The following is an 18925-nucleotide window of genomic DNA, read 5'->3' as shown; positions in this document are numbered from 1 at the left end:
CTACCATCTGCGCAACAAAAAGAATATCGAGCAGGTGACAGTATGCGCAATTCCTTGACCGCCTTCGCGGTGGCCGGCCTCGTCGCACTTCCGGCTTGCGGGTCGTCCGATTGGGTATCGCGGTCCTCCGCGGAAACACGTGATTTCCCGCGCGCGCCCGCTGCGGCGCAGGCCTTGAACATGGTGGAGGATCAGGGCTTCGACAGCTGGCTCTCGGGCTTCCGGGGGCGGGCGATGGCCCAGGGGATATCGCCCCGGACCTTCGACACTGCCTTCGCGGGCGTGGGCTACGTGCCGGAGGTGATCCAGCGCGACCGCAATCAGGCAGAGTTCACCCGCACCATCTGGCAATATCTGGACAGCGCCGTCTCCGACACGCGGATCGAGAACGGGCGTAAGGCGCTGGCCGAGAACCGCCGCGTGCTGGATGAGATCGAGGCCCACTACGGTGTGGAGCGGGAGGTGGTCGTCGCGGTCTGGGGCATGGAAAGCTCCTATGGCAGCCACCGGGGAACCATGCCGGTGATTCCTTCGCTTGCCACCCTGGCCTATGACGGACGGCGCGGCGCGTTCTTCGAACAACAGCTCGTCGCCGCGCTGAAGATCATTCAGGCAGGCGATGTCGATGCCCGGCACATGACCGGCTCTTGGGCCGGGGCGATGGGCCATACGCAGTTCATCCCGACGAGCTATTTGCTCTACGCCGTGGATTTCCATGGAGACGGCAAGCGGGATATCTGGTCCGACGATCCCTCTGACGCACTCGCCTCCACCGCCGCCTATCTGGCGCGCTCCGGCTGGACGCGCGGCCAGCCCTGGGGGGTGGAGGTGGTGCTTCCTGCCGGGTTCAACCATTCTCTCGCGGGCAAGGGTACGCGCAAGAGTGTCGCGGAATGGTCCTCTCTGGGCATCCGCTCTGCCGATGGCACGAGGCTGCGGGATCATGGCGCGGCGTCCGTGCTTCAGCCGGCCGGCGCAAATGGCCCGGCCTTTCTGATCTTCAACAACTTCCGCGCCATCTCGCGCTACAACGCCGCCGACAGCTACGTGCTGGGTGTCGGCCACCTTTCCGACCGGTTGAAGGGTGGCGGTCCCTTCCTCACCGCATGGCCCAGAACGGACCGGGCGCTGACGCAATCGGAGAGAACGGAGTTGCAGCAACGCCTTGCCCGTGCCGGTTTCGATCCCGGGAGCGCGGATGGCAAAATCGGCCCCGATACGATTGCGGCCATCCGGGGCTATCAGGTCGCGAGCGGTATGACACCGGACGGCTATCCCTCCTACGATCTGCTCGATCGCCTGCGCTAACGGTCTCAATGAGGCGGGTTTCCGCCCGCGCCCGCTTTGGTCCCTGCCCTCGCGGTGCAGGATCACTCCGTGGTGGGCTACCTCCGCAGGATGGAAAGCAGGGAGGCCGCGCTCCCTTGCCCCCGCAAAAGGGCGAGCGCCCCCGCGCCGGGGGCGTTTTGCGACGATCCCGACTGAAGATCGGACATCAGGAGGAAGCGACGGATCAGCACTTCGGATTGTTGGGGATCGGCGAACTGCTTGATCGAACTCTGGCCAAGCGTGCTCTGCGCCCGGCTCTTCATCGTTCGCAGTTGCAGGTCTATGTCGAGCGCGCCGAAGCTCGCCGGTAAGGCAAACGCCCGCTCGAAAACGGTACGCAACGGCTTCGATCCCAGGACCGCATACCAAAGAGTGTTGTCCGATGCCGGTCGCTCCGCCAGTCTTTCCAGCTCGCGCTGCGCATTCATCGCGAGCCGCATGTCATCATTGCTTTCCCCCACTGCCGCTTCGAATGCGCGGGTCTTGTATGCGGCAAGGATCGCATCTGCGAAACCTTCCCTCTGGGTGAAAGGCGGATCCTCGGTAAAGGAAAAGGTCGATGCCATCTCGGCATAGGCCTTGTTGGAAAGCCTATTGGCGAGCGCGGTCCGCTCGCTGACCCCATCTTCCAATACTTTTCGGATGAAGTACTTGTTACCAATGTCGTCGCCCAGCCCAAAGGCGCCAAGAGCAACCTGAAGCAGGCGCCGGTCCGCGACCAACTCCCCTGCGCTGGAAATTCCGCTGATGCGTTCTCTGAAATAGGCCTCGTCGCGCTGAATTTTTGCGGACGTGACGAAAGTTTCCTTTTGCGCTTCCACTGTACGCTGAAGGAACCGCCATCCGGCATATCCACCAACGGGAATGACAGGACCGAAGCTCATGGTTCAGCCAGAAGCCGCGCTTCCCCCGGCAACAACCCGCGAAGCGTTTTAAGAGCCGCATAGTATTGATGTGAAGCGACACTCTGCCGCGCCTGTGACAGTAGCAGCCGGCTGGCAGCATCCGCCATCACATTATCGAGCTGATCTATCGCCGCCAAAAGTTCGGTACATGTCGCCTGCTCCGTCGCGTCGCCGGACAAAACCAACTGCGCCATATAGCAGGCCCGACTGACGGGTGTTGTCGCCTCCCGGGGATGAAGCGCATCGCGGAGCCGGAGAATATGGGCGCCTGGCGTGATGATCGAAAAACGGGATCTTCTGTCACCGTTTTCAATCACGGCCCCGTTGACGAGCAGCCTTTCTCCCGGAGCAAGTTTAAGAACCAGCCCGCTCAAGAGCTCGTCCCCCGTTGGCGGAGACCCGCCATGACAGCCATATTGATCTCGATCAGCGCTTCCACTTCGGCGGTACCGCTCAATACACGATCACTCTGAACCCTCACGAACTCCGCGAGATAGAAGATCTGTGCTCGGAGCGCGGCGGGCAATCCATTGCCCTGGCTCGCGACATCCGTCGCCAATACGGTCCACAGTCTGCGATTGTCGTGAAGCCCCTGGACGAGCGCCGGGAAACCCGAACGACCGCAAGCGACCGCGGCACGGAGTTGCCGTGTCGCCCTTGCAAAGGCTTCGTATTCCATATCGCGTTCCGTTCCCAACATGGGCTCGGTTCGCGCGTAGGCGCTTCGCGCCTTCTCGATTGCGTTCAAGATGCATCCTTTCAGCGACACATGGCTCAACGCTCGGAAAAAGGCGCGGCGAGGCATAGGCCCCGCCGCGGACGATATTAGCGGAAGAGCGACAGCACATTCTGCGGCGCAGAGTTCGCAATGGACAACGCCTGAATCCCCAGTTGCTGCTGCACTTGCAGCGCCTGCAGCCGCGCGGAAGCTTCCTCCATATCTGCGTCCACCATGGCGCCGATGCCTTGTGTCAGGGCGTCGGACAGCTTGCTGATAAAATTCGCCTGTTTTTCGACACGACTCTCAGTGGAGCCCAGCGTCGCGCCAGCGGTCTTCACGGTATCGAGAAGTCCTTCGATCGCCGTCAGCGCCGAAGCAGCCCCGGCGGCGGTGCTCACATCAATGGAATCGAGCGCGCCCAAGCCGCCGCTGCCTGCATTCTGGAAGCGGCCGGAGACGGCAAGGTCGCCCCCTCCATTGTTGGTCAGCACCAGCGTGCCCGGGGTCCCGCTGTCGTAGTCAAGGCTGACACCCTCGATGCCCAAGGCCTCGACCGCGCCCTTCAGACCAACGGCGACCAGATCCGCCGGGGTCGAGGAGGCGACATCGTCGGCGGTGACGGTATAGCTCGCCGTCTTGTCGCCGATAGTCACAGAGATCCGGTCACCAGCGGCCAACGCATCGGTATTGTTGTCGATGACGATATTGGTGCTCGACCCGCCACCATCCACCGTGGTCGCGAAGGTATCCGCTCCCGTCGACACCCCGTCCGAACCGGTGAAGGCGGCCTTCGCGGTATAGGTTCCTATGGACAGGTCCTGTTTCGCGACGCTGATCTTGGTCGGTGTCACAGATCCATCGGAGCTGCGGTCCAGAGATGCCAAATAGTCGACCGATCCCGTTCCTTCCAGCAGACTGATCCCGCTGAACTGCGCCGTGCTGATCGTGGACTTGATGTTCGCAATAATCCCTTCGATGTCTTTTTGCAGTTCGGCAGACCCGGTCCCCTGCTGCGCGGCGACGATCTTGCCTTTGATCGAAGTCAGATCTTCAGCAATCGATTCAACCGCGGTTCGGGCAACGGCGATAGTGGACTTCGCTTGGGACAGACCGTCCGACACCGCTTTGAAACTCGCCACATCGGATTCCATCGTCTTGGAAATGGCCCAGACGGCGGCGTTATCCTTGGCGGAAGCAACCGACTTCCCGGTGGAGATCTCGTCCTGAGTTTTAGCAAGACTGCTATTGATGCCTTTCAACGTCTGAAGGGCGACCATCGCGCTCGAGTTCGTAAGAATGCTGGACATAGGAATTCCCCTGATAAGGTCGCGTTTTGCGCCCGTTGCGCCTTGAACTGGCTGGTCCGGCCTTCTGCCCGATGCGGATTTTTCCGCGCCATCCCTCTGGATGCCTGTTCATAATGCAGCCGAATCTCTAACGAATTGCTAAAGCGTCGCAGAGAATATCTTGCATTCTAACGATCAGGCTTTTCGCTCGATGGCAGGACCCGTGCTGTCCGTGATGCGGCGCCCATCGGTCCCATAAGCAGAAAAGGACCCGTTGAGCGATACTGATAGTCGCAAGCCCGTCAACGCCGCCCGGATAAGCCCCTGATTTCGAAGAGCGCGGGAGCGCATCATCGCGAGTTCTTCTTCTGAAGCACATGGAAGATGCGACAGCAGGTCATCTGTCGCATCGATCAGAACCGTCAGTTGTTCAAATCGACCGATGACAATCGCTTCACGCGTTGCCTCCATAAGTGCAAGCGCATCACACATGGCTGCTCTCCGAGTTAATCAACGCGGTGAAGAGACTCTCCGAAAGGCCCACCCCCCCCGCACATACAAGTTGCTTGGCCTGGGCTTCGCGTAGGAAGGATGCGAACTGCGCCTCGCCCGCACCGCCGCCCAAATCGGACTTCACTTCGGCAGATTTGAGCATTTCCGCGAGAAAAGCTCCCTCCAGCGCGGCCGCCGCAGCGCGCAGTTTCAGTATCCTTGACTGATCTGGTATTCCATCGACTTCCATTGAGAGCTCCTTTCACCCGTTGCCACCATATTTAACGCGCAGCGGTAAAGATTGAGTAACTTCCCCCGGTCATTATGGAGCAGCACAAAGCGAGGCCTACGATGGACGCCATTGCTCTTCTTTCAACTATCGCCCCAACGACAGATGCCGGGTTGTCGCCTGCTGCATGCGAGCTTCCGATAGGTCCAGTTTTTGAAGATGAGATTGAAGCGCAGCCCACCAATTCCGGCAAAGCTACACTCGAACCAAGGACATTTATAAATCCTGTCCACCATATTCCGTTCTCTATCCGCCTCGATGCGGTGGCGCCTGATCAAGATTCGATCTCGACTGAAATTGATATTGACTATCCGGCTATGCCGGTTTCACCCGTCCCTCAGGATATTCCGTCGCAAGTAGTTGAAACTGAGGAGATTCAGCTCAGGGACTGGTCAAGTGCCGCGGAGACAGGCATGGAAAACCATGCGCGGTCAGACGAGGAGATGGAGCGGCCGAAGGAGGCGGAGGGTGGTTTTGCGATCGCGGTTCTTGATTTTCCGAATTTTTCCTCAAGGGTGGCCGGACCGGGAATAATGCGGGGATTCACGCCGGTGGATGAAAAAATATCGGAGGGTTTTTTTTCTAAGAAACCGCATTTTCAGCAATCGGTAAACTCACAGGGAATTATAGAAAGCAAGCTGCCCGCCGTTATCGGGCCGTCAACACCGCCGATAGCCAACAACCCCTCGCTTCAAACGCAGAATCAGGATGATATTGCAGGACGCGACGCGCCGGTAAGGGAAATGAGCCCGCCCGAGATCACCGCGACGATGCCGCCGGGGCTGGCAGCCCCCTTCAGATCCGGCAAGCCGATTTGTCCACGATTGAGGCCGGTCAGGATGCAGCTGACACCGACAACCAGGAAAGTAGTCCAGAACACGCTTTGGATCGTGAGGCTTTGATTAATCCGGATGGAGAAGCGGTGGAAACGCATGTTTTCCGCGAGTCCGGAAGGGTTGACCGGCACCCGGAAGGCGCGAACGAAACCCGTCCCCGTTTTTTCTCGCCACCCGCGCCGGTCGCACAGGAAACACACCGGTTGCTTTTGCGGCAGGACGGCGAGGTGATGGAGCTTTCCTTGGATGACAAGGATCTCGGGCGACTGGACTTGAAGATCCACGAAACACCAAGTGGTGTCCGCATAGAGGTTGATTCGAGCCGCGCGGACTCTCTGGACGCGGCAAAGCGTCAGGCGGCAGAACTTCAGCGGGATCTTCGGCAGCAGGGCTATGGCGAAGTCAGTTTCCATTTCGGCGGCGAAAAGAGACATGACCGGCGTAGTCCGCTCAGATCGGGGACCGTCGAGGCCCAGTTTGCCGTGACGATCGAACCCGCTTCTAGAAAAAGCCTGGCTGGTGAGGACCGGCTGGATTTGCGCATGTGAGGACAAAGTGGACATTGCAGGTACGACAACGCAGCGCAGCACCGGAACGCCAAGTTCGTCGGCCGGAGGCTTCGCCAGCACCGATTTTCAGACATTCCTTCGAATGTTGACGACGCAGCTGCAGAATCAGGACCCGTTGAACCCGATGGAATCCAGTGAATTCGCCGTACAGCTCGCGACATTTTCGGGCGTCGAGCAGCAGATGCGGACGAACCAGCTTCTGGAGGGGCTGGCCTCTGGTCCGGGGCTCGGGGGGGTATCCGGCTTTTCCAATTGGCTGGGCAAGGAGGTGGCAGTAACCTCTCCCGCGGCTTACGATGGTGTGCCGTTGACCCTTCTTCCCCCGGAATTGGCAGGGGCAGATCGTGCCGTTCTGCTGGTCCGGGACAGCGGCGGAAACATTGTCTCACGCGAGGATTTCCCGATGGATGGGAATGCCGTGACCTGGGCCGGAAGCCTGTCGGGGGAGACCCCGCTCCCGCCGGGCCGCTACAGTTTCAGCGTCCAGTCTTTTTCCGGGACAACGCCGCTCACGACGGAGAGCGTGCCGGTTTATCAGCGCGTTGAGGAGATACGGGCCAATACCAACGGCGCCGTCCAGCTTATCCTGCGGGGGGGTGCGCAGTTCAGCGCCGATCAGGTGGTCGCCATGCGAGAACCGGGATGAACCTCAACCCTCCTCCAGCCGCATGCGCAACTCCCGCAGAACAGGGAGAACCGCGCGCACCCGCTCTGTGCCGAGCGCACGCGCCGTGCGTGACATGGCCGGAGAGATCGCGGCAAAGGCAGCGTCGCGCGCCGCGCGGCCTGCAGGACTGATGGCCACAAACTTGCGACGTGCGTCGTCCCAGTCGGGGCGCACATGAACATGGCCCGCCCATTCGAGTTTGGAAATGGTGTTGGACATCGCGCCACGGGTGACATGGAAGGCCCGGGCAAGCTGTGCCGGTGTGCGCTCTTCGTTCAGATGGGCGAGGTGGTTCAGAACAGCGAAATGCGACAATTCCATCCCTCGCGGCAGAGCCTTTGACAGCAAGGTCCGCGCAAGCTGATCGACCATGTAGATTTCGCTGAAAAGAAGGGCGCCCAGTGGCTCGTGGTCCGGCCGCGTCATGGTCCCGCAAAAGCCCGGTCATGGTCGAGAGAGGGTACTCTGCCGCGGGCCTTGCGCACTTCCGCAAGATCAAGATCGACGAACGTCACCCCCGGCTCCGTCCCCGCATCCGCCAGAACCTCTCCCCAGGGAGCGACGACAAGCCCATGACCGTAGGTTCTCCGCCCTGGTCCTTTGCGCTCGACATGCGTGCCCGTCTGCGCGGGCGCTAGAACAAAGCAGCCCGTCTCTATGGCACGGGCCCGCAGCAGAGGCTCCCAATGCGCGGCACCGGTCGTGGTATTGAAGGCGGCAGGAACCGTAAGAATTTCCGCGCCTGCCTTGGCCATTGCACGATACAGATAGGGAAACCGCAGATCGTAGCAGATCGACAAGCCAACCTTGCCGAACGGCGTTGCCACCACCTCCGCCCGATCGCCGGGCCGATAGCCAGAGGATTCCCGATACACTTCCGTCTCGGAGACCTGCACGTCGAACATGTGGATCTTGTCGTAGCGCGCGGCGATCTCCCCCTCCGGCGTGATGAGGAAGGAGCGGTTGGCAAAACGGCCATCCGGGTCGTGCGTCAGAAGCGCGAGCGAGCCGATCAGCAGCCAGACCCCGTGGTCCCGCGCGCGGGCGCGAAGCGCGGCGAGCGTGCGATCGTCTTCCTCATGGCGCAGCACTGCATGCTGGTGAGCCCGGTCGGTGGAGATGCAGTTCGTCACCTCCGGCGTCAACACAAACTCCGCCCCGCCAGCCACCGCCTGATCGATGAACGCCAAGATGCCGGGAAGGTTTTCATCGGGCAGATCGGTGACGTTGAGCTGAACAAGGGCTGCGCGCATCCCCTCAGCCCTTGAGCAGCGGGTCGAGGCGACCGGCGGCCTCGAGCGCGTGCAGATCGTCGGAGCCGCCGACATGCACATCACCAATAAAAATCTGCGGCACCGTATGCCGCCCGCCCGCCCGACGGGTCATCGCGCTGCGCAGATCGGGATCGCGAGACACGTCAATTTCACGGTAGGCGACGCCCTTTTTGCCAAGCAGCCGCTTTGCTGCGGCACAATAGGGGCAAGTGGGCGTCGTGTAGATCTCGATATCGGCCATGGTATCCTCGTGGTTCGCGCCAGATATAATTGCTTATCCCCCTTTCGCAACGCGTGCGAGCACAACCGCGGCGACGCGCGACGCGCCCGCCGCCCGGAGCGCCGCGGTGCAGGCGGCAAGCGTGGCGCCGGATGTCAGAACATCATCGACCAGAAGCACCGGGCGACCGGCGATCACCGCGGCACGACGCGGCGTGCAGCAGATCGCTCCAGCCATGTTGGCAAAACGGCCTGCCCTGTCGCGCCCGTCCTGGTTGCCGGTGGAGCGGGGCCGATGCAGCAGATCAACGACGCATTCCGTCCCGGTTTCCCGCGCCAGTGCCTGCGCCAGCAGGGCCGACTGATTGTATCGCCGCCGTAACAGCCTGATCCAGTGAAGCGGCACCGGCGCGATCACCGTTTCGGGAAGCAGGAGCGGTTCCGCCGCCTGTCTCAGCCAGCGCCCCGCCGGACGATGAAGTTCGGTACGGTCGCCATGCTTGAACGCCAGGACGAGTCGCCGCCCCGTTCCCGCATAGGTGAAGACCGCACGCGCCCTGTCCCAGACCGGCGGTTCGAACAGGCAGCTGTCACAGAGCACACCGTCTTCCTGCCCACCCGGCAGGGGCAGGCCGCAAGCATCGCAGACCAGGCCGTCCAGGAAATCCACATCCCGCCAGCAGGCCGGACAAAGCCCGAAGTCCTCCGCCACCGGCGCGGCGCAGGCCACGCATTGCGGCGGATAGAGCGCGCGCAAAGCCCTGCGCCCTCCCCGCGCGACGAGCATTTGCAAAGCGCGGAGCCTGCCCCTAGATTCGGCAGGTTCCAAGGTAGGCTCATGCATCAACCACCCCAACTGACCGATCGCCCCAAACTTCTCCGCCAGCGCGAGCGGGCGCAGCAGGACCAACCCGCGCTTTTTCTGCATGATGCCGTGGCGGACGAGGTGCAGGAGAGACTGACAGAGGTTAACAGAAGGTTTACGAACCCGGCCATCGTCACGGCTTTTCCCGAAGCGTGGCACGCCTTCCCCAATGCCCGATTCGTCGCGGATGAAGAGGTGCTGGACCTTGAGGAAAGCGCGCATGACCTGCTGATCCATGACCTCGCGCTGCACTGGTCCGCCGATCCGGTAGGACAGCTGGTGCAGGCGCGGCGCGCGCTCCGGCCTGACGGGCTGTTTCTGGGCGCGCTTTTCGCCGGCCAGACGCTCAGCGAACTCCGCGCTGCGCTGGCGGAGGCTGAGGTCGCGCTGACGGGAGGGCTGTCGCCCCGCGTGGCGCCGATGGGGGAGATTCGCGATCTGGGCGGGCTGCTTCACCGCGCGGGCCTTGCGTTGCCGGTGGCCGACGGGGTGAAGCTGACGGTGACCTATGGCGATCTCATGGCGCTGTTTCGCGACCTTCGCGCGATGGGGGAGACGAATGCACTGGCTGCGCGCCGCAGGTCGCCGCCGCCGCGGATGCTGTTCCCGATGGCTGCGGAGATCTATGGGCGCAACTATGCTCTCTCCGACGGGCGCCTGCCTGCCACGTTCGAGATCGTGTATCTCACCGGCTGGGCGCCCGATGCGAGCCAGCAGCAGCCGCTGCGGCCCGGCACCGCGCTTCAACGACTGGAGGATGCGTTGAACGCGCCCCGCGACAAAGGCACGAATTGAAATCCCGCGGCCAGCGGTTATCTCGCCGTTGTCCGCCAGCAGGAAACCCGACATGCTAGACCAGAAACCATCCTCCCTCGCGGTTCGCCCCTCGCACGCACCGCCAGACCATCCGGCGCTTCCTCCCCGCCGGATCGGCGTGTTGCTGGCCAATCTCGGCACACCCGATGGATATGACTATTGGTCGATGCGGCGCTACCTCAACGAATTCCTCTCCGACAAGCGAGTCATCGACTATCCCGCGTGGAAATGGCAGCCGCTGTTGCAGACGGTGATCCTGACGAAGCGACCTTTCTCCTCAGGCGCGAACTACAAGCTGATCTGGGACGAGACCCGGGGTGAAAGCCCTCTGCTCACCATTACCCGCAATCAAACGGAAGCGCTGCGCAACGCATTGGCCGCGCGCTTTGGTGATGCCGTGACGGTGGATTTCTGCATGCGCTATGGCAATCCCTCCACGACCGACAAGGTGGCGGAGATGGTGGCCGGAGGCTGCGACCGCATCCTGTTCTTCCCGCTCTATCCGCAATATGCGGGGGCCACGACCGCGACCGCGAACGACCAGTTCTTCCGCGCCCTGATGGCCGAGAGGTGGCAGCCGGCCGCGCGGACCGTGCCCGCCTATTTCGATCATCCGCTCTATGTGGAGGCGCTCGCCCGATCTGTGGAGACGGCCTATGCCACGCTTCCGGTACGACCGCAGAAGCTTGTCACCTCTTACCACGGCATGCCGGTGCGTTATCACCTCTCGGGCGATCCCTACCAATGCCAGTGCCAGAAGACGACACGCCTGCTGCGCGAACGGCTTGGCTGGGAAAAAGAGGCCGTGGACGTGACCTTCCAATCGGTCTTCGGACCGGAGGAATGGCTCAAACCCTACACGGTCGAACATGTGGCCGTCCTGGCGCGAAAGGGCATCCGCAATATCGCCGTGATGGCCCCCGCGTTCTCTGCCGATTGCATCGAGACACTGGAGGAAATCAACGGCGAGATCCGTCATGCGTTCGAGGAGGCCGGGGGCGAAACCTTTACCTACATTCCCTGCCTGAACGATGAGGCCGCCCATATCGCAGCTCTCGAGGCCATCGTGACAGAGAACCTGGCAGGGTGGCTGGCCTGACTCAGACCGAAGTGGGCGGGAACAGCCATGGAAAAGGGCGGTGGTTGCCCACCGCCCCCTGAGTTCAGGTCCGGGACCGGTCCTGCGACCGGCCTGCCGGGGTTCTCAGTTCGCAGCCAGAGCCGCGCCGACCAGCACGACGAGCAGCAGCGGCACGACCACACCGGCCGAGGAGGAGGACGTGTCCTGCACCACCACTTCCGGATGGACGACCGGTTCCACGACCGGAGCGTTGATGTTTCCTGCGAAAGCCGAAGAAGCAGCAACCGACAGGGCAGCCGCGAGCGCGATCTTTTTCATGTTGACCTCCAGTGATATCCCGCCCCGCTATGCAGGGTCGGGCCTGAAAAACGAGCCTCGTAAACTCCAGTAATCACCGAAAATTGCGCCTGCAAAGAGGGTTTGAGCGGAGCATCGCTTACACCCCCGAGGAGGCGTCAAATTAGCAACACCTGTGTGCCCACATTGGTCATGCCGAACAGCTCGGCGATATGTTCATTGTAGAGCCCGATGCAACCGTTGGAGGACCGCCGCCCGATTTTCCGCGTATCCTGCGTTCCATGTATCCGGTAGTAGGCCCAGGAGAGGTAGAGCGCATGCGTGCCGAGCGGATTGTCCGGGCCTGGCCCGATGAAGTCCGGCCAGTCGGGGTTGCGCTGCTTCATCGCCGGCGTCGGGCGCCAGGAGGGGCCGTCAACCTTCTTCACCACCTCGGTCCGTCCCTTGCGGGTCAGATCGTCCGTCTCCGGCACCGACGTCGGATAGAGCCGGTAGATCGTCTGATCCTCCGACCAGAAATGCAGCGCGCGGCTGTCGATATCGACCAGAATCGCCCCGTTCCTGGTATTGCTGAAGTAGTCCTGCCAGTGATGCGTGCGAAAGCTGGAGATATTGCGCCGGATCGTCGGCGACAGCGGTTTTTCCATCTCGGTGGAGTTGGACATGTTCGACTGAGCGTGAACGACGGCTGGCGCCGCGAGGCTACCAAGCAACATGCCCCCGACGAACACGCGCCGGCTGACACCAATCCCCGAAGCGGAACCCTGCGACTTCTTCATCCCTCACTCCTTCGACCGCGCGCGACGATCTGATTGCGGCGTCCTGTCACCTTGACAGGTGTGCTTCTGGTCATCCCAGAATTTGCGCTTTAATGCTCTATGTCACAGGCTGCAAATCAACAAATACTCGTGATGCCGCCTTTTGACAGGGATATTTGCGACCGCGGGCCCGGGCGGCTACATCTCCGGGGACCTTCTCCAACAGGCAAACGAACCACATGCTCCGAACTTCGCTTCTTCTGCTCACCACCGCGGCGACGCTCGCCGCCTGTTCCTCGCCTCCGCCCATTCAGTATGGCACGGACGGGAAGCCGTTGCCCCGCCTTTACCAGCTGAGCGCCGCAGAGACGGGCGCCATCCAGTACCGGATGCTGGACGGGGTGAATGCGCTCCGCTCGGCGCGGGGACTGGCGATGCTGCAGCTTTCGCCCGAATTGAACGCCGCCGCTGCGACCCATTCGCGCGACATGGCTGTGCAGAACCGGCCCTGGCACTTCGGCTCCGACGGCTCCTCGCCCATCATCCGGGCGCAACGCGCGGGTTATGGCGGTGAGGTTCGGGGCGAGCTGATCTCCGAAACATATGAGACGGAGCTGGAGACGCTGGCCGCGTGGATGGAGGACAAACCCTCGCGCGAGACGCTTCTCGACCCCGCCGCCCGCCTGATGGGGTTCGACTTCTTCCAGGATAGCAGGGGCAAGATATGGTGGACCATGCTGCTCGGAAGCTGATCCGCGCAGCATGGTCGCCGCGGCCTCCCAGAGAGAGGCCCTGGCAAGCGATGGGAATGGGGCCGCGCGGCCCCGTTCCTATGGCAGCAGGTAGATCGGCGTTCCTTCACGGACCATGGAGTATATCTCCTCGATCTCCTTGTCGGTTACGGCGATACAACCGGCCGTCCAGTCCCGCGCGCGCCCCTTGGCCCAACCTGCCTCTCCATGGATGAAGATGTCACCGCCCGGAGAGAGGCCGAGCGCACGCGCAACCTCCACATCATGCGGATTGGGATAGGAAATACCGACCGATAGATGATACTGGCTGTTGGGATTGCGCCGGTCGATGAAGTAAAGTCCCTCCGGCGTACGGCCATCGCCGGAAATCTGCTTGTGGCCCAGCGGCTGCGGCCCAAGCCCGATATCATAAGTCTTGATGGCGATATTGTCGTGCAGCAGATACATTTTCCGCTGCGACTTGTGCACCTGTATCGACGTGACCTCAGGCCCGTCATAGCTTTTGAACTTGGATTGTGATCCGCAGGCCGTCAGCGTCACACAAAGCAAGAGAAGCGAAAGAATTCGCCACATGGTTATGGTCCTGCCCGTCCCTCTTTTTATTGCCCGAGAGGGTAGCAGATTTTCGCCAGATTCGCCTAGGCAGTTTGCACGTCAATCGCGGTGGAAAGATGCAACCAGTTCCACGTGGGTGGACCAGCGGAATTGGTCCACCGGCTGAACCCAATCCAGCCTGTAGCCCGCGCCCGTGAGCAGACGCGCGTCACGGGCGAAGCTCAGCGGATTGCAGGAGACGCCGGCGATTCGCGGCACGCCCGCAGCGGCGAGTTCCCGCGTCTGGGCCTCGGCTCCGGCGCGCGGCGGGTCGATGACCACCGCATCGAGCCGCTTGAGTTCAGGGCCGAGCAATGGCCGGCGGAACAGGTCACGCGACTCCGTCGTGACCTTGCGCAATCCCTCCGTGCCCCGCCAGCCGCGTTCCAGCGCCCGGATGGCGGGCGCGCTTCCCTCTACGGCCAGCACCTCGGCCCGCTCGGCCAGCGGCAGGGCGAAGGTACCGGAGCCGCAGAACAAGTCCCCCACGCGGGGCGCGCTCCCCACGATCTCCCGCACGGCAGCGAGCAGCGCGGCCTCCCCCTCGGCTGTGGCCTGAAGAAACGCGCCGGGGGGCGGTGAGACCAGGGCCGCGCCGAATCGCTGGAACGGTTCCGCGGCTTGCACGGCGACTTCCCCGTCCCAGCTCACACGTGCGATCCCGTGCCGCCCCGCGATCACCGCCAGATCCCGGCGGAGCGCGGCATCCAGCGGCTTGCCGCCCGTCACCGCCAGATCGGCACCGCCGATGGCGCGGGCAAGGGTAAGCGTCAGCTCCCCCTTCCGTGAGACACCGGCCAGCGTCACCTCCTCCAGCGCCGGGCGGAGGGCCATTAGCTCGGGATGGAGGAGCAGGCAGGCAGGCGTATCCACGAGCTGATCGGAAGCGCGTCCGTGAAAGCCGATCATCGCACCTGTCTTGGTGCGCCGCCCGGAAAGCGCAGCCCGGCGGCGGGACCGGGGGGGCGAGGTCAGGATGGGGCGCAGTTCCGTCTCGATCCCCTGTGCGGCAAGTGCTGCCGCTACAACCTGCGTTTTCCATGCGGCCACGAAAGCGTCGGAGGCATGCTGGAGCGCGCAGCCCCCGCAGGCACGGTAATGCGGACAGGGCGCGCGGACACGGTCCGGCGACGGGGTGACGATGCGCGGCTGGGCGAGGCGATCGCCCACGACATCCCCCGCAATCTCCTCCCCCGGGAGGGCGCCGGCGATGAACACCGGGCCGTCTGCCCCCATGGCGATCCCGTCGCCATGATGGCCCAGGCGCTGAACGGTGAGGGTCATTCCGCCGCCTCCGTCTCCGCCCCGTCCATCGGATCGACAGTCAGAAAGCCGCCGGACTGCCGCCGCCAGTAGCGGGCGTAGAGACCATCCCGGGCCAGCAGGGCGTCATGCGTGCCCTCCTCCACGATCCGGCCCTCGTCCAGCACGACGATTCTGTCCATTGCCGCGATGGTGGAGAGGCGGTGCGCGATGGCGAGCACCGTCTTGCCCTCCATCACCCGGTCGAGAGAGTCCTGAATGGCGGCCTCCACCTCGCTGTCCAATGCGGAAGTGGCCTCGTCCAGCACGAGGATCGGCGCGTTCTTCAGGAAGGCGCGGGCGAGCGCTATCCGCTGCCGCTGGCCGCCGGAGAGCTTCACACCCCGCTCGCCCAGATGCGCGTCATAGCCCTTGCGCCCCTGATGGTCGGACATCTTCAGGATGAACTCATGCGCCTCGGCGGCCTTGGCTGCGGCGATCATCTCCTCCTCCGTCGCGTCGGGGCGACCGTAAAGAATGTTGTCGCGGGCGGAGCGGTTGAACATCGCCGTTTCCTGCGTGACCATGGCGATCTGGCGGCGCAGGCTTTCCTGAGTCACATCGCGCACATTGTGGCCGTCGATCAGAACGCGCCCCTTCTCCGTGTCGTATAGCCGCAGAAGCAGGGCTACCAGCGTAGATTTTCCGGCGCCGGACGCGCCCACCAGGGCCACCTTCTGCCCCGCCGGAATGTCGAGCGTGACGCCCCGGACCCCCGCCGATCCACCGCCATAGGTGAAGGTCACGTCATCATAGGTCATGGCCCCGCTCACCCGCGTCAGTTCAAGTGCGTCGGGCTTGTCGGTCAGACTGTGCAGGCGGGAGAGGGTGTTCATGCCGTCCTCGATCTCGCCCACATTGGCATAGATGCTCATCAGCGACATGGAGACCCAGCCCGTCATCTGCGAGATGCGGAGCGCGATGGCCCCGGAGGCCGCGATATCCCCCGCCGTGGCCATGCCCCGCGTCCAGAGCAGCAGCGCCCCGCCGATCAGCACCACGGGCAGGATACCGCCCAAAGCATTCAACCCGAAGCGCAGCCAGGTGGAGACGACGCCAAAACGGATGGTCTTGCGCCGGTAATCACTCATCGCGCCCAGGGCGACCTGATCCTCGAAATCGGCGTGGGCAAAGAGTTTCACCGTCTTGATGTTGGTGATCGTGTCCACGACATGGCCGGAGATCATCGCCCGCGCCGCCGCCCGCTGGGTCGAGCGCTTGCGGACACGCGGCAGGAAGTAGCGGATGAGGAGCAGGTAAAGCAGCAGCCAGACCGCCAGTGCCAGCGCGATCCACGGGTCGATGGCGACCAGCACCGCGACCGAGCCGATGACCGAGGCAAGCGCGAAGGTGACCGCATTGATGAAGTCGGTCGCCGTTTCCGTCACGGCGCGGGCGGTCTGCATCTGCTTCTGTGCGATGCGCCCGGCAAAATCGTTGTCGAAGAAGGTGACTGACTGGCCCAGCGTCCAGCGGAACAGCCGCGAAAGGACCAGCGGCATCACGTTCGGCGCAACCAGCAGGTTGTTGGCCGCCGTGGAGACACCGATGGCAACCGGACGCAACACCGCGAAGAACAGCACGAAGCCGATCAGCGTCGCGGCATGGGCGGAGAAGTAATCCGCCGTCGCGGTGCCGGTTGTCGTGTCGATCACCCGTCCCAGCACCAGCGCCGTCATGACCTCCAGCACGCCCGCCACCGCGGCGAGCACGCCCGCGATCAGCAGCCACACCCAGGCGCCCTTGATGCACCAAAGGAAGAAGGCGCCCAGGGTCTGCGGCGGCGACGATTCCGCCGGGATGAAGATATCGGCGTTCGTGACCCCTCTCATGCGGGTTCTCCTGCGGTCAGGGGAGCGCTCTCCCCGTTGGTCGTCTCCGGGCCAGCGCCCACGCCAGCTTCGGTGCCAGCCTCGGTGCCAGCCTCGGTGCCAGCCTCCACACCGGTATCCATGCCGAGGAACCCGCCCGACTGCCGCGCCCAGAGGCCGGCATAGATGCCGCCCGCGGCCAGCAGATCGTCATGGCTGCCATCCTCCACCACGCGACCGGCGTCGAGCACCACGATCCGGTCCATGGCGGCGATGGTGGACAGGCGGTGCGCTATGGCAATCACCGTCTTACCCTCCATCACACCGTAGAGCGTCTCCTGAATGGCGGCCTCCACCTCGCTGTCCAATGCGGAGGTGGCCTCGTCCAGCACGAGGATCGGGGCATTCTTCAGGATCACGCGGGCGAGTGCCACACGCTGCCGCTGACCGCCGGAGAGCTTCACCCCCCGCTCGCCCACCTGCGCGTCATAGCCCGCGCGCCCCTCGCGGTCGCGCAGCTGGAGGATGAAGTCATGCGCCTCCGCCCGCTTCGCCGCGGCGATCATCTCCTCCTCCGTCGCATCGGGCCGACCGTAGAGGATATTCTCCCGCACCGTCCGGTGGAGAAGCGAGCTTTCCTGCTGCACCATGCCGATTGCGCGGCGCAGGCTGTCCTGCGTGACGCCGGAGATGTCCTGCCCGTCGAGCAGGATGCGGCCACGCTCCGGGTCGTAGAACCGCAGCAACAGCTTCACCAGCGTCGTCTTGCCCGCGCCGGACCGCCCGATCAGGCCGATCCGCTCGCCCGGGCGAACGGTGAGGGTGACACCGTCCAGCCCAGCGCTGCCGAGGCCGTAATGATGGCTCACGTTCTCGAACTGGACGAGCCCCTTGGTAAGCTTCAGCGCCACCGCCTCCTTCCGGTCAACGAGGTGGATGGGCTCGGCCAGCGTCTGCATCCCTTCCTCCACGATGCCCAGCGACTGGAAGAAATGGGTGAGCGCCCACATGATCCAGCCGGTCATCGCATTGAGCCGGAGGGTCAGGGCGGTTGCCGCCGCGACCGCCCCCACAGAGGCGCTCCCCTGCATCCAGAGCCAGAGCGCCCAACCCACGACGGCCACGATCAGCAACCCGTTCAGCGCCATCAGCACCACATCCATCGTGGTGAACACCCGCATCTCCCGCGCAGTGGCCTGCCGGAACCGCTCCATCCCCTCCCGGGCGTAGTCCACCTCCTTGCCCTGATGGGCAAAGAGCTTGACCGAATGGATGTTGGTGTAGCTGTCCACCACCCGCCCCGTCAGCGCGGAACGGGCGTCCGAAGCGGCCTGCGAGGCGACGCTCACCCGCACCATCGTCCAGCGCATGAGCAGCCCGTAGAGCACGAGCCAGCCGAGCAGCGGCAGCGCCAGACGCGGATCCGCATCCGCCAGCAGCACGGTCGCGCCGATGATATAGGCCAGCGCGAAGGTGATCGCGTCGAAGATCTGATAGACGGCATCTCCCGCAGAATAGGGCGCCTGCATGATCCGGTTGGCGACACGCCCCGCGAAGTCGTTCTCGAACCAGCCGACGGATTGGCGGAGCACATGACGGTGCGAGCGCCAACGGATGAGCGTGCCGAAGTTCGGCATGATGGTGTTGTTGAGAAACGCCACCGACAGCCCCTGAACCACCGGGCGGAGCGTGAGCATGAACAGGCCCGCCAGCAACAGTTCCGTCCCATGGGCGGCCCAGACCTCAGCCGGGGTCCCCTGCGAGAGGAAGTCCACCACGCGGCCCATGTACCACACCAGCGCCACCTCCACCGAAGCCACGATGATGCAGAGCACCGCCGTGATGGCGAACACCGCACGAAAGGGCCGGGCGAAGGACAGCAGGAACGGCCACAGGCGGCGCGGAGGGGCGTCCCGCTCCTCATACGCCGTGTAGGGATCGACAAGGGTTTCAAAGAAGCGGAACATCGCTTCTGCCTTTCTGCGGTGGTGTAACGGGCTGACCGGGACGGCAGGGCGTCTCATCCGTCAGCGCGGCTCCACACAATCCTGTCAGGACAGGG

The 18925-nt window shown here is 63.4% G+C and carries 23 protein-coding genes; 7 read left to right on the top strand and 16 right to left on the bottom strand.

Annotation, left to right across the window (positions count from 1 at the left end; all coding sequences use genetic code 11):
* Window positions 1-42 precede the first annotated feature (42 nt).
* Entirely contained in the window at window positions 43-1308 is a 1266-nt protein-coding gene (locus CG51_RS05200; protein ID WP_084695044.1) for a lytic murein transglycosylase, read from the top strand.
* Between the two features lie 77 nt (window positions 1309-1385).
* Here CG51_RS05200 and CG51_RS05195 read toward each other — a convergent pair whose 3' ends face one another.
* The 6 genes from CG51_RS05195 to CG51_RS05170 all read right to left on the bottom strand — a co-directional run bounded on the left by CG51_RS05195 (window position 1386) and on the right by CG51_RS05170 (window position 4983).
* Window positions 1386-2213, bottom strand: a complete 828-nt coding sequence (locus CG51_RS05195) for a DUF1217 domain-containing protein (protein ID WP_035742670.1) — start codon at window positions 2211-2213, stop codon at window positions 1386-1388.
* Window positions 2210-2608: a flagellar biosynthesis repressor FlbT gene (gene flbT, locus CG51_RS05190; protein ID WP_035742667.1), complete on the bottom strand. Its 399-nt coding sequence runs from the start codon at window positions 2606-2608 to the stop codon at window positions 2210-2212. The genes CG51_RS05195 and flbT overlap by 4 nt, the downstream gene beginning before the upstream one ends.
* Complete coding sequence (gene flaF, locus CG51_RS05185; protein WP_035742958.1) at window positions 2605-2982, bottom strand: flagellar biosynthesis regulator FlaF; 378 nt, start codon at window positions 2980-2982, stop codon at window positions 2605-2607. Before flaF ends, flbT begins: the two co-directional genes overlap by 4 nt.
* A gap of 77 nt (window positions 2983-3059) precedes the next feature.
* Window positions 3060-4262 carry a flagellin gene (locus CG51_RS05180; RefSeq protein WP_035742664.1) on the bottom strand — a complete coding sequence of 401 codons (1203 nt, stop codon included), beginning with the start codon at window positions 4260-4262 and terminating at the stop codon, window positions 3060-3062.
* Between the two features lie 174 nt (window positions 4263-4436).
* Window positions 4437-4733 (bottom strand): hypothetical protein, encoded by a 297-nt coding sequence (locus CG51_RS05175; protein ID WP_035742662.1) that lies wholly within the window; start codon window positions 4731-4733, stop codon window positions 4437-4439.
* Window positions 4726-4983, bottom strand: a complete 258-nt coding sequence (locus CG51_RS05170) for a rod-binding protein (RefSeq protein WP_035742659.1) — start codon at window positions 4981-4983, stop codon at window positions 4726-4728. Before CG51_RS05170 ends, CG51_RS05175 begins: the two co-directional genes overlap by 8 nt.
* A 101-nt stretch (window positions 4984-5084) precedes the next feature.
* Between CG51_RS05170 and CG51_RS19935 the strand changes: the two genes are divergently transcribed.
* Genes CG51_RS19935 through CG51_RS05155 form a run of 3 tightly spaced genes read left to right on the top strand, consistent with a single transcriptional unit; the run spans window position 5085 to window position 7073 of the window.
* Window positions 5085-5924, top strand: a complete 840-nt coding sequence (locus CG51_RS19935) for a hypothetical protein (RefSeq protein ID WP_143412845.1) — start codon at window positions 5085-5087, stop codon at window positions 5922-5924.
* 20 nt (window positions 5925-5944) lie between these two features.
* Window positions 5945-6406 carry a flagellar hook-length control protein FliK gene (gene fliK / locus CG51_RS19930; RefSeq protein WP_088239027.1) on the top strand — a complete coding sequence of 154 codons (462 nt, stop codon included), beginning with the start codon at window positions 5945-5947 and terminating at the stop codon, window positions 6404-6406.
* Window positions 6378-7073 (top strand): flagellar hook capping FlgD N-terminal domain-containing protein, encoded by a 696-nt coding sequence (locus CG51_RS05155; RefSeq protein ID WP_338085909.1) that lies wholly within the window; start codon window positions 6378-6380, stop codon window positions 7071-7073. The genes fliK and CG51_RS05155 overlap by 29 nt, the downstream gene beginning before the upstream one ends.
* Window positions 7074-7076: 3 nt before the next feature.
* On the opposite strand, the gene CG51_RS05150 is transcribed toward CG51_RS05155, so the two are convergent.
* The 4 genes from CG51_RS05150 to CG51_RS05135 are packed head-to-tail and all read right to left on the bottom strand — an operon-like array spanning window position 7077 to window position 9374.
* Window positions 7077-7520, bottom strand: coding sequence for a MarR family winged helix-turn-helix transcriptional regulator (locus CG51_RS05150; protein ID WP_051930057.1), 444 nt, complete (start codon window positions 7518-7520; stop codon window positions 7077-7079).
* Window positions 7517-8347: a carbon-nitrogen hydrolase family protein gene (locus CG51_RS05145; RefSeq protein ID WP_035742652.1), complete on the bottom strand. Its 831-nt coding sequence runs from the start codon at window positions 8345-8347 to the stop codon at window positions 7517-7519. The genes CG51_RS05150 and CG51_RS05145 overlap by 4 nt, the downstream gene beginning before the upstream one ends.
* Before the next feature lie 4 nt (window positions 8348-8351).
* A complete protein-coding gene (gene grxC, locus CG51_RS05140; protein WP_035742651.1) occupies window positions 8352-8609 on the bottom strand; it encodes a glutaredoxin 3 in 258 nt (85 codons plus the stop codon).
* A gap of 33 nt (window positions 8610-8642) precedes the next feature.
* Entirely contained in the window at window positions 8643-9374 is a 732-nt protein-coding gene (locus tag CG51_RS05135; protein ID WP_035742649.1) for a ComF family protein, read from the bottom strand.
* Between the two features lie 51 nt (window positions 9375-9425).
* Here CG51_RS05135 and CG51_RS05130 point away from each other — a divergent pair, with 51 nt between their 5' ends.
* Together CG51_RS05130 and hemH are read left to right on the top strand one after the other, a co-directional pair.
* Window positions 9426-10247: a methyltransferase domain-containing protein gene (locus CG51_RS05130; protein ID WP_035742647.1), complete on the top strand. Its 822-nt coding sequence runs from the start codon at window positions 9426-9428 to the stop codon at window positions 10245-10247.
* Between the two features lie 52 nt (window positions 10248-10299).
* Window positions 10300-11367, top strand: a complete 1068-nt coding sequence (hemH, locus tag CG51_RS05125) for a ferrochelatase (RefSeq protein ID WP_035742646.1) — start codon at window positions 10300-10302, stop codon at window positions 11365-11367.
* 105 nt (window positions 11368-11472) lie between these two features.
* On the opposite strand, the gene CG51_RS05120 is transcribed toward hemH, so the two are convergent.
* Together CG51_RS05120 and CG51_RS05115 are read right to left on the bottom strand one after the other, a co-directional pair.
* Window positions 11473-11667 (bottom strand): hypothetical protein, encoded by a 195-nt coding sequence (locus CG51_RS05120; protein ID WP_035742645.1) that lies wholly within the window; start codon window positions 11665-11667, stop codon window positions 11473-11475.
* 137 nt (window positions 11668-11804) lie between these two features.
* Window positions 11805-12425, bottom strand: coding sequence for a L,D-transpeptidase (locus CG51_RS05115; RefSeq protein WP_035742644.1), 621 nt, complete (start codon window positions 12423-12425; stop codon window positions 11805-11807).
* A gap of 218 nt (window positions 12426-12643) precedes the next feature.
* Between CG51_RS05115 and dalA the strand changes: the two genes are divergently transcribed.
* Window positions 12644-13156: a divisome-associated lipoprotein DalA gene (gene dalA / locus CG51_RS05110; RefSeq protein WP_035742642.1), complete on the top strand. Its 513-nt coding sequence runs from the start codon at window positions 12644-12646 to the stop codon at window positions 13154-13156.
* 78 nt (window positions 13157-13234) lie between these two features.
* Here dalA and CG51_RS05105 read toward each other — a convergent pair whose 3' ends face one another.
* The 4 genes from CG51_RS05105 to CG51_RS05090 form a co-directional block, all read right to left on the bottom strand.
* Window positions 13235-13729 (bottom strand): L,D-transpeptidase family protein, encoded by a 495-nt coding sequence (locus tag CG51_RS05105; RefSeq protein ID WP_035742640.1) that lies wholly within the window; start codon window positions 13727-13729, stop codon window positions 13235-13237.
* Between the two features lie 81 nt (window positions 13730-13810).
* A complete protein-coding gene (locus CG51_RS05100; protein WP_035742637.1) occupies window positions 13811-15034 on the bottom strand; it encodes a class I SAM-dependent RNA methyltransferase in 1224 nt (407 codons plus the stop codon).
* A complete protein-coding gene (locus CG51_RS05095; RefSeq protein ID WP_035742635.1) occupies window positions 15031-16884 on the bottom strand; it encodes an ABC transporter ATP-binding protein in 1854 nt (617 codons plus the stop codon). Before CG51_RS05095 ends, CG51_RS05100 begins: the two co-directional genes overlap by 4 nt.
* A complete protein-coding gene (locus CG51_RS05090; protein WP_084695040.1) occupies window positions 16881-18830 on the bottom strand; it encodes an ABC transporter ATP-binding protein in 1950 nt (649 codons plus the stop codon). Before CG51_RS05090 ends, CG51_RS05095 begins: the two co-directional genes overlap by 4 nt.
* Window positions 18831-18925: the final 95 nt, after the last annotated feature.

The sequence above is a fragment of the Haematobacter missouriensis genome, assembly GCF_000740775.1.
Lineage (GTDB): Bacteria > Pseudomonadota > Alphaproteobacteria > Rhodobacterales > Rhodobacteraceae > Haematobacter > Haematobacter missouriensis.
The sequence above is the reverse complement of the archived record's forward strand: the minus strand, read 5'-3'. Positions and strand labels throughout refer to the sequence as shown.

Coding starts and splice junctions, on each gene's coding strand:
- CG51_RS05090 (WP_084695040.1), bottom strand. CDS start 18,830: ATGTTCCGCTTCTTTGAAACCCTTGTCGATCCCTACACGGCGTATGAG.
- CG51_RS05145 (WP_035742652.1), bottom strand. CDS start 8,347: ATGCGCGCAGCCCTTGTTCAGCTCAACGTCACCGATCTGCCCGATGAA.
- CG51_RS05130 (WP_035742647.1), top strand. CDS start 9,426: ATGCATCAACCACCCCAACTGACCGATCGCCCCAAACTTCTCCGCCAG.
- CG51_RS05100 (WP_035742637.1), bottom strand. CDS start 15,034: ATGACCCTCACCGTTCAGCGCCTGGGCCATCATGGCGACGGGATCGCC.
- CG51_RS05150 (WP_051930057.1), bottom strand. CDS start 7,520: ATGACGCGGCCGGACCACGAGCCACTGGGCGCCCTTCTTTTCAGCGAA.
- CG51_RS05105 (WP_035742640.1), bottom strand. CDS start 13,729: ATGTGGCGAATTCTTTCGCTTCTCTTGCTTTGTGTGACGCTGACGGCC.
- CG51_RS19935 (WP_143412845.1), top strand. CDS start 5,085: ATGGACGCCATTGCTCTTCTTTCAACTATCGCCCCAACGACAGATGCC.
- CG51_RS05195 (WP_035742670.1), bottom strand. CDS start 2,213: ATGAGCTTCGGTCCTGTCATTCCCGTTGGTGGATATGCCGGATGGCGG.
- dalA (WP_035742642.1), top strand. CDS start 12,644: ATGCTCCGAACTTCGCTTCTTCTGCTCACCACCGCGGCGACGCTCGCC.
- CG51_RS05120 (WP_035742645.1), bottom strand. CDS start 11,667: ATGAAAAAGATCGCGCTCGCGGCTGCCCTGTCGGTTGCTGCTTCTTCG.
- hemH (WP_035742646.1), top strand. CDS start 10,300: ATGCTAGACCAGAAACCATCCTCCCTCGCGGTTCGCCCCTCGCACGCA.
- CG51_RS05170 (WP_035742659.1), bottom strand. CDS start 4,983: ATGGAAGTCGATGGAATACCAGATCAGTCAAGGATACTGAAACTGCGC.
- CG51_RS05115 (WP_035742644.1), bottom strand. CDS start 12,425: ATGAAGAAGTCGCAGGGTTCCGCTTCGGGGATTGGTGTCAGCCGGCGC.
- CG51_RS05135 (WP_035742649.1), bottom strand. CDS start 9,374: ATGCTCGTCGCGCGGGGAGGGCGCAGGGCTTTGCGCGCGCTCTATCCG.
- CG51_RS05180 (WP_035742664.1), bottom strand. CDS start 4,262: ATGTCCAGCATTCTTACGAACTCGAGCGCGATGGTCGCCCTTCAGACG.
- grxC (WP_035742651.1), bottom strand. CDS start 8,609: ATGGCCGATATCGAGATCTACACGACGCCCACTTGCCCCTATTGTGCC.
- CG51_RS05175 (WP_035742662.1), bottom strand. CDS start 4,733: ATGTGTGATGCGCTTGCACTTATGGAGGCAACGCGTGAAGCGATTGTC.
- CG51_RS05095 (WP_035742635.1), bottom strand. CDS start 16,884: ATGAGAGGGGTCACGAACGCCGATATCTTCATCCCGGCGGAATCGTCG.
- CG51_RS05200 (WP_084695044.1), top strand. CDS start 43: ATGCGCAATTCCTTGACCGCCTTCGCGGTGGCCGGCCTCGTCGCACTT.